The 6,802-nt window shown below is 36.9% G+C and carries 7 protein-coding genes; 6 read left to right on the top strand and 1 reads right to left on the bottom strand.

What is annotated here, in order from left to right; genetic code table 11:
• Positions 1-110: 110 nt before the first annotated feature.
• The gene (locus tag QSE00_RS24845; protein ID WP_286107972.1) at positions 111-1,340 is read left to right on the top strand and encodes a site-specific integrase; all 1,230 of its coding nucleotides are present in this window, start codon (positions 111-113) and stop codon (positions 1,338-1,340) included.
• 63 nt (positions 1,341-1,403) lie between these two features.
• On the opposite strand, the gene QSE00_RS24850 is transcribed toward QSE00_RS24845, so the two are convergent.
• Entirely contained in the window at positions 1,404-1,820 is a 417-nt protein-coding gene (locus tag QSE00_RS24850; protein ID WP_247098125.1) for a helix-turn-helix domain-containing protein, read from the bottom strand.
• A gap of 128 nt (positions 1,821-1,948) precedes the next feature.
• Here QSE00_RS24850 and QSE00_RS24855 point away from each other — a divergent pair, with 128 nt between their 5' ends.
• The 5 genes from QSE00_RS24855 to QSE00_RS24875 all read left to right on the top strand — a co-directional run bounded on the left by QSE00_RS24855 (position 1,949) and on the right by QSE00_RS24875 (position 6,363).
• Positions 1,949-2,821: a hypothetical protein gene (locus QSE00_RS24855; protein ID WP_286107973.1), complete on the top strand. Its 873-nt coding sequence runs from the start codon at positions 1,949-1,951 to the stop codon at positions 2,819-2,821.
• A gap of 162 nt (positions 2,822-2,983) precedes the next feature.
• Complete coding sequence (locus QSE00_RS24860) at positions 2,984-3,334, top strand: hypothetical protein (RefSeq protein ID WP_286107974.1); 351 nt, start codon at positions 2,984-2,986, stop codon at positions 3,332-3,334.
• Between the two features lie 427 nt (positions 3,335-3,761).
• Positions 3,762-4,121, top strand: coding sequence for a BlaI/MecI/CopY family transcriptional regulator (locus QSE00_RS24865; protein WP_286107977.1), 360 nt, complete (start codon positions 3,762-3,764; stop codon positions 4,119-4,121).
• A 1-nt stretch (position 4,122) separates the two neighbouring features.
• Entirely contained in the window at positions 4,123-5,283 is a 1,161-nt protein-coding gene (locus QSE00_RS24870) for a M56 family metallopeptidase (protein WP_286107975.1), read from the top strand.
• A 189-nt stretch (positions 5,284-5,472) separates the two neighbouring features.
• A complete protein-coding gene (locus tag QSE00_RS24875; protein ID WP_286107976.1) occupies positions 5,473-6,363 on the top strand; it encodes a TlpA family protein disulfide reductase in 891 nt (296 codons plus the stop codon).
• Positions 6,364-6,802 lie beyond the last annotated feature (439 nt).

The raw sequence follows: 6,802 nt of genomic DNA on the forward strand, positions 1-6,802 counted from the left end.
TCTAATATTCCTTCTGGTAATATTAAACTTAACAAGGATAACTCAGTGCCTTTATTCATCAATGTAATTTAAAGCACAAAGAAAATTACTTTTTTCTTTAGACCCAAGTTTTGAGATTGATCCCCTTTACGGTAATCTTTTTTACAAGAAAATCCAGGAGCTTAAAAAACCTCCTATCCATTTATGTCCGTATCACCATTTTGGGCAAACGTGCGGAGATCAGTTTAAAGCGAAATATCGATGCGGGCCAATGGGACTGCATCAAGGGCAGGGGTAGGGGCAGGTCGGAGGAGATCCGTAACCTGAACACCTATCTGGACCAGGTGCAGGCCAAACTTCTTCAATGCCACGGCCAACTTGTCCACGAGGACAAGATAGTGTCCTCCAACGCTATAAAAATGCGTTTTCTGGGTGAAGATAAGGTAAGCAGGACTTTGATGGACCTTATCGAGTATCACAACGGGAATATGGTGTATGTTCTGAAGCCCGGTACCATGAAGAACTATTATACCACGGAAAAATACTTAAAGCGATTCTTGAAGTACAAGTTCAAACAGGAGGATATCCATCTAAAGCAGCTCAACTATCGTTTTATACTGGACCTGGAACATTATTTAAGGAGGTGCACGGACAAAAAGAAACAGCTGTGCCTCAACAATAATGGAGTTATGAAACATTTGGAACGTTTCAAAAAGATGGTAAACCTTGCCGTGAAACTGGAATGGGTAAATAAAAACCCCTTTGATAGGTTCCAATTGAAGTTCAACAAATTCGATCGGGTGTTCCTGACCCAAAGGGAATTAAGGCTGATAGAGGAAACGGAATTCAAACAGGATAGATTGCAACAGGTTAAGGACTGTTTTGTGTTTTCCTGTTATACCGGACTTTCCTATGTGGATGTAAGGGAACTAACGAGGGCAAAGATCACCAAGGGGATAGATGACCGGAACTGGATTTATACCAAACGGGAAAAAACGGACGAGCTGGTCAAAATTCCTATTCTTCCCCAAGCATGGGAGATTTTGGAAAAGTATAGGGATTACCCTACCCACAATGGATTGCTTCCCATATGCTCCAACCAGAAGGTGAATACCTATCTCAAGGAAATAGCAGGAGCATGCGGAGTCTATAAGAACATTACCTTCCATGTGGCCAGGCATACCTTTGCTACCACGGTAATGCTGTCCAACGGGGTGCCTATTGAAACAGTCTCAAAACTTCTGGGCCATACCAAATTATCCACCACACAGATATATGCACGGGTTGTGGAATCCAAGATAAGTGAGGATATAGGCAATCTATTGATGAGGTTTAAGGAAAGGGAGAGCCAAAGTGCTTAGGAAGATAAAAAGGGAAAAGTTGACCACAGTTCCCTTTTTGAATATTATAAATATACTAGGCCTTTATTTAGTCTTTAGAAGCTGTTCCAAATAGGCAACCTTTTCTTTTTCAGCTTGTAGAAGCCGTTCATAGAGTTTTTCTTTTTCTTGAAAGGCTTCAATTAGTTTGTCTAGTGGGTGAAAATTGCACAAATGATTTACAGCAGGCCCTGCATTTATGACCGATCCATCATAGTTATTTTGAATATTATTAAAAACTGCTTCGTCGCTATAGTTTTCAATAGCTTCACTAGATACACCCAAGGCCTTGGCCACTTGTTCTAGTTTTTCTTTCTCGATTGATTCACTCTGTTCCAAATTGGATACAGATTGTTGGCTAATTCCAAGCTCCATGGCCAATGCTTCCTGTTTCATGCCCCTTAGCTCTCTAATGCGGCTGATCTTTTTGCCAATATGGTTAGGTTTAGTTATAGTCTCCATAATTCAAATATATTATTTTTCCCTCAATTTGTAATCCGTAAAATACAATTTTTACTTGGTATTTTACAAGTTCATTTGGTGGGCTACATGATGAATCTGTGCTTAGTTTATATGAAAATAGTAAAATCATGGAATCAAATAGCTTTACACAGTTTCCCTATATTGGAGAACTTGTGGATTCGATTAAATCTATCCTGCCCATCCATTCCATTTATGTACTGGGGTTGAAGGAAACAGTTAAAGAAACAACTGCATTTACGCCACCCCTGAGAACGAGTTCTGAGGGCTTTGCTGTTTATACCTTAGTTCTGGTGTCCTTAAGATCCTTTTTGTTGAACACAACTCAAGTAACGGAAATACTTTTGGAGAAGATGCACTATAAATGCAAGGTATACCCTATAACTTTTATTATTGAGGATGTAATTGATAGAGTGGACGAGGGCAACAATTTTTTGACGAGAATATTGAACCACGCCCCATGTATTTATAAGGTCGATGAATCTTTGTCCCTTTACAGCAAATTTAGTCCGATACTCCATAAAAGCATGTACACGGAAATCAAGGCCGAATGGAAAAGAAGGAACAGGCGAGCCGGTTACCTACTGACTACTGTAGGCAATGATGGAATAGATATGAACGTAGATCCGTCCGCCCAATTAGGTTTACTTCATTATGCTTTGGAGCAGATGTTTCTAGGGATAGTATATCTTTTCTGGGAATTCAGCCCGGTTTATTACCCAATGGACCATTTACTTCATTTTTGTGGAGTGATTTCAGAGTTGCCCCAGAGGATATTTTCACAACGACAGTTCGAAACAAAACGAATTTTTCGATTACTATGTATGGGAAACCGACAGATGCGTAATAGGAGTTCTACAGTAATAGCCCAAGACGATGTAGATAAAGCTTATAACTTGTGCGAAAGGTTCCACAACGAATCGATTCTATTGGGAAGTCGGCAACTTAAAACTCTTAAAAGACTCCATTGTACACGATCTTGACGGTTGAGGGGTGAACAATATCTGTAAATACAAATTGCCATGAAAAAGGAAAAAGAAAAACAGAATTTGGAAGATGACAGGATTTTGGGGTCTTATGGTATCCTTGGCTAATTTGAAATTTAAATAATTTATAACATAATAATTATAATAATAAAAGGTCTAATGGACAATAGGTATAAGGAATTATTGGAAGCCGTAAAAGGGATATTACACCCACGAAATGGAGAAAGCGACAAGATAAGGAGAGGAATCCATTTCAAAGAGATTAGTTTTGAAGTGAGCGACAATGACCATCTGCGTTATATCATCTCATGTCTTTTGAAGGTCTGCATTTTGGCTCTTGAAAACGAAAACGGATTTAGTTCCACAAGATATTCCCATTGTTCCAAAAAATTATCCGTCGCCACAGTTTTGGAACTTGTCGATAGCTTGTTACCAGAAGAGCAATTGGCGAGCTACGATGCAATTGAAAAACTTGTTGTTACGGACATACAAAATCTTTCTGCTGAATAAAGAGTTGGAAATTGGATCGTTAGACTAATTCATTCCCAAATCTTACCATAACTTAACTGCGCATGGATCCTGATTCGATTTTATAGTGTTCGGGCGGATAAGCGTTAAATAAAATCGAATTAGGGCGCATTGTGCTTTTGATTCGGAGCACAATGACATTACAGATCTATTTATGGTTAATTTGAAGTTGATTTAAAGTGTTGTTAATGTTTCACTTCCAATTGTAGATTATATATTTCTTGCAAGAAGTCTTCAGCCCGACTGATTTATTGGTTTATGAAATACTTAAGGGTACGAATTGACGATTGACCAAGATTTTTAAGTTAAACAACATTATTTTGTTAACTTAAAAACTAGTTAATTAACTATAAAAATAGTTTTATAACTGAAAAAATAGTTATAAGTTTGAATTCAAATGAAACTACCTATGGAAAAATTGACCAATAAAGAAGAAGAGGTGATGAAAGTGCTTTGGAGACTCAAAAAAGCTTTTGTTAAAGAAATCTTGGCTCAGGTAGAAGGCGATAAACCGCACTACAACACCTTATCTACCCTTGTAAGACAATTGGAAGAAAAAAAATATGTGGACCATGAGGCCTTTGGGCATACCCACAGGTATTATCCTTTGATCTCAAAGGAAGAGTATCGAGCAAAGTTTATTAATTCCACGATCTCTGATTATTACGAGAATTCCTATAAGAGTCTGGTTTCATTCTTTGCCAAGGAAGAAAAAATTTCGGTAGAAGAGCTAAAGGAAATAATAGCAAATATCGAAAAGAATAAATAACATGGAACAGTTTCTTGTCTATCTTTTAAAGTCCTCAGGAATTACCGCTCTTTTTCTGTTGTTCTATTTACTTGTTCTAAAAGAGGAAACATTTTTTAAGGCCAACCGAATATTTCTCTTGACTGGGTTGGGAATATCAATTCTACTTCCCTTACTAATCATTACCAATACCATTTGGCTACAACCAGTGCCTACAAATCTTAGCAATAGTGCAAATTATACACTGGCCCCACTAGAAAATGGGATCAACTTCGATTGGCTTTCATTGCTATTTTATTTATATATCGCCGGCACATTCCTCCTTGCCATGCGATTTGCCCTACAATTATTTTCCTTAAATAGGTTGATTGACAAGAGTATTAAGCATGAAGAAGGAAAGTTCATAATGGTCGAAACCGATAAACAGAGTTCTCCTTTTTCTTTCTTTAGGTATATAGTTTATAATCCAGATCTCCATTCTACATCCGAGCTAAAGACAATTCTTGCACATGAAAAAGTCCATGCTGAAGGGAGACATTCAATAGATATTATCGTTATGCATCTTTTTAGCACTTTTCAGTGGTGCAATCCGTTTATATGGTGGTACAAGGCCTGTTTGGACGACAATCTGGAATACTTGGCGGATACCGATACGATTGCCCAAATGACCAATAAGACGGAATATCAATATCTACTGTTAAGAACGAGTATTGGTGAAAAGCATTCTTCTTTGGTTGCTCCATTTTTTAACACATCTATTAAAAAACGAATCATTATGTTAAACCAAAACAGATCTGAGCGAAAAAACTCATTCAAGTATGCCTTTATCTTACCATTGCTTGCGGGGTTTACCCTTCTGTTTAATGTGAAGACAATAGCCCAGGTGAAATCATTAGATTCAATTCAGGAGGACACTAAAAAATATGGACCGGTGAACTATGACAAGGAGCATAGCGGTGATTTTCCTATCATTGATAAAAGCAACCTACAGTCTCCATTTTATATTGGAGATACAGTCCCACTATATATCGTGGATGGTAAGAAAATGTCCAAAACTGAGTTTGATAAAATTGAACACAATGAAATTGCTTCAATAAATGTTTACAAAAGCCACCAAGCGATTGAGAAATATGGAGAAGAAGCATGTAATGGCGTAATTGAACTTATTTTGAAAAAGGAGTAATGCATCAATATGTTGCTGTAAATCAGTTTTCTAAAATTATGTTGAGAGGGTGGGATCAAAATAATCCATTCGAACGGTTCAACTGGTTTGAATAGTCATTAATATAAACCAGCTATTTGAACTTTGAAATTAAGCTATTGATTGTATAGTATTACTTTTTTTAATTAAAACTCTAAACTTAAAAAAAAAATGAGAAGAATCCTATTGATATATATGTTGTTTTTGAGCATATTAGTTCGTGGACAAGATGAATTTAAAAGGACTCAAGTTCAACTAGAACAGGGTTATCCCCAAGTCGTGAAGCAATTTTTTGACTTTTATGGGCAGTACGGACAATCAGAGGTCAAAACAGCTCAACTTGCCACGGGGATTGACACGTTACAGGTTTATTTCGGAATAGCAGAGAATAAAAGGCATAAATTTTATTGGTCGGCCATAACAAATAATGATTCACTACTGACATTAACATCTGGTTTCCCTTTAACAAAAACAGGATCTTCGACTTATGAAGGGTTGTCTGAATTGATACTAGGAAAAGACAGACCCGAGAAGGTCAAATTTGTTATAAATCTCAATGAGAATAACAATCTATTGTCCTATAATTGGTTAAATGGATATGAGAAAACGATACAGAGAATGGAGATAATTGGAATTGATAAATTTAAATTGGGTAATAAGCTCCCAAATCTAAGGTTCACCTCGCTCTCCGGGACAAAATCAAACACCGATAAGTACCAAGATAAAATACTAGTTCTTAATTGGTGGAATACAAATTGTAAACCCTGCATATCCGAAATGCCTGGCTTAAACACATTAGTTGAAAAGTACTCAAAACATAGAAATATTGCTTTTGTGGCTGTTGCAGATAATACGGATAGTCAAGTAAAAAGATTCTTGGTCAAGAGAGAGTTTAAGTATGAACAATTCGTTACAACAAATTCGACCAAAGATTTTTTCGACTTATCTTATCCAAAACATTTCATTATTGGAACCGATGGAAAAATAAAGTTTTTTCTAGAAGGAGGAGGAAGCGGTACATATAAGGAATTGGATAAAGCCTTAAAGCACTTAATAAATTAGACATAATCTGGTGCTATAGTGGCCAATATCCGATAACAAATGTTTGTAAGCGGATAGCTATTCACAACTACTGCAATTGGGTTAGGTGTGGCAAGAAAAAAATATAAGCCACTTTGCAACCATCGGGAGCAAAGCAAGATCGTTTTTGTGGCAACAAAAACACATCTTGAATTGCCTGATTGTCCCAATTTGTTCTATATAAATAAGGGCCTCCGAAGGCATTTGACCCAATGAAACAAAATCTGCATATCTTTAATAGGGTTAAAATAATGATAATCAACAGGTTGTGGTTAATAACGTCGCTTTAGCGCGTTATCCTCTTGCTGTGCGTACTGAGTTGCCCCAGGGTAGAGTGTACTTAGAAATAAGTTCATTGAAAGGGCAACGTAACTTTGAAAGTGATGATAGGGTTTATCAAGGTCAAAAAGAAACGAGCTAA

Origin of the sequence: Arenibacter flavimaris (genome assembly GCF_030291335.1) — a bacterium.
Lineage (GTDB): Bacteria > Bacteroidota > Bacteroidia > Flavobacteriales > Flavobacteriaceae > Arenibacter.

What these genes read in the sequence shown, in the direction of transcription:
- QSE00_RS24850 (WP_247098125.1), bottom strand. Translation starts at nt 1,820, where the DNA reads ATGGAGACTATAACTAAACCTAACCATATTGGCAAAAAGATCAGCCGC.
- QSE00_RS24855 (WP_286107973.1), top strand. Translation starts at nt 1,949, where the DNA reads ATGGAATCAAATAGCTTTACACAGTTTCCCTATATTGGAGAACTTGTG.
- QSE00_RS24860 (WP_286107974.1), top strand. Translation starts at nt 2,984, where the DNA reads ATGGACAATAGGTATAAGGAATTATTGGAAGCCGTAAAAGGGATATTA.
- QSE00_RS24865 (WP_286107977.1), top strand. Translation starts at nt 3,762, where the DNA reads ATGGAAAAATTGACCAATAAAGAAGAAGAGGTGATGAAAGTGCTTTGG.
- QSE00_RS24870 (WP_286107975.1), top strand. Translation starts at nt 4,123, where the DNA reads ATGGAACAGTTTCTTGTCTATCTTTTAAAGTCCTCAGGAATTACCGCT.
- QSE00_RS24875 (WP_286107976.1), top strand. Translation starts at nt 5,473, where the DNA reads ATGAGAAGAATCCTATTGATATATATGTTGTTTTTGAGCATATTAGTT.